Source organism: Mesorhizobium captivum (genome assembly GCF_033977165.1).
Classification (GTDB): Bacteria; Pseudomonadota; Alphaproteobacteria; order Rhizobiales; family Rhizobiaceae; genus Mesorhizobium; species Mesorhizobium captivum.
Genome location: NZ_JAVIJB010000111.1, coordinates 1 through 1,571, shown reverse-complemented (window position 1 = coordinate 1,571; position 1,571 = coordinate 1). Strand labels below are relative to the sequence as shown.

Here is a 1,571-nt window from a genome sequence, read left to right as displayed (position 1 = left end):
CGCCAAGCCTTGAGCAGTAAAATCGGAGAGCCCGACATCCGGGCGATCGGCGCGGCGAAGGACCTCCTCGCCAATGGCGACCGTGGCCTGCCGATTGCGCTCCTCTTGCGGCCACTTGCTGAAACCGTTCACCAGTATGGCCAGCTGCTGATGGGTAAATCCCTTGATTTTGTCGGCACGGGAGGCGATCTCCCCAGCCATGGCAACTGCAGCCTGGCGCGTGCCTGGCTCTTGCGGCCATTTGCTGAACCCATTCACCAAATTGGCCAGGCTCAGCGGAGCAAAGTCGGAGAGCCCGACATTTGGGTGATCGGCGCGGCGAAGGACCTCCCCGCCGATGGCGGCCGTGGCCTGCCGATTTCGCTCCTCCTGCGGCCACTTGCTGAAACCGTTCACCAGTATGGCCAGCTGCTGATGGGTAAATCCCTTGATTTTGTCGGCACGGGAGGCGATCTCCCCGGCGATGGCGACCGCCGCCTGGCGCATGCCTGGCTCTTGCGGCCACTTGCTGAAGCCATTGATCAGATAGGCCAGCTCCTGACCAGGAAACCCGCGCAATCGGTTGGCGGCGCGACTGACCTCAGAGGCGATGGCGATCATCGCCTCGCGAGTGCTTGCCTGGTCCGGCCACTTGCTGAAACCGTTCACCAGATTGGCCAACTCTTGATTCGCAAATCCCTTGAGCTTTCCGGCTCGGGCAACGACCTCGCCGGCGATGGCAATGGTCGCCTCGCTCGTCTTCTGCTGGTCAGGCCACTTGCTGAAACCGTTCACCAGGTTGGCCAACTCTTGATACCCAAATCTGTTGAGCTCGCCGGCTCGGGTAACGACCTCGCCCGCAATGGAAACCGTCGCCTCGCGCGTCTGTTCGGGCCACTTGCTGAAACCGTTCGCCAGGTTCGCCAGATGTTGATCAGTGAATCCGCCGAGCTCTTTGGCACGCGCAACGATCTCGCCGGCGATGGCAACGGTAGCATGGCGCATGTCGAATTCTTCGGGCCATTTGCCGAACCCGTTCACCAGATTGGCCAACTCTTGATGTGGAAATCTATTGAGCTTGCCGGCGCGGCCAACGATCTCGGCGGCGATATCCGCCACAGCTTGGCGCAAATCCTGTTCTTCCGGGTACTTGCCGAAGCCATTGACCAGGTTCGACAGGCCCTGCGGGCTAAAATCGGAGAGCCGCTTGGCTCGGCCTGCAAGGCGCGTCACCTCGGTGCCGATAGCGCTAGTGGCTTTCCGACACTTCGCCTGGCTCGGCCATTTGCTGAAACCGTTCACCAGGTTCGCCAGGCCCTGCGGTTCGAAATCGGAAAGCCGATTGGCTCGGTCCGCGAGGTACGTCACCTCGGTGCCGATAGCGCTGGTGGCCTCCCGACACTCCGCTTGTTTCGGCCATTTGCTGAAGCCATTGACCAGATTGGTCAGGTTCTGCGGATTGAATTTGGATAATCCCTCCGTCTCAGCGCGGCGAAGAACCTCACCACCAACTGCGAAAGTGCCGTCGCCACACCCTGGCTGGTCAGGCCACTTGCTGAAGCCGTTCACCAGCAGCGAGAGGTTTCGAGCGT

The 1,571-nt window shown here is 61.0% G+C and carries 1 pseudogene; it reads right to left on the bottom strand.

The features are described 5' to 3' along the window. Positions 1-1,571: pseudogene (locus RFM40_RS33495) on the bottom strand (hypothetical protein); the annotation flags it as partial.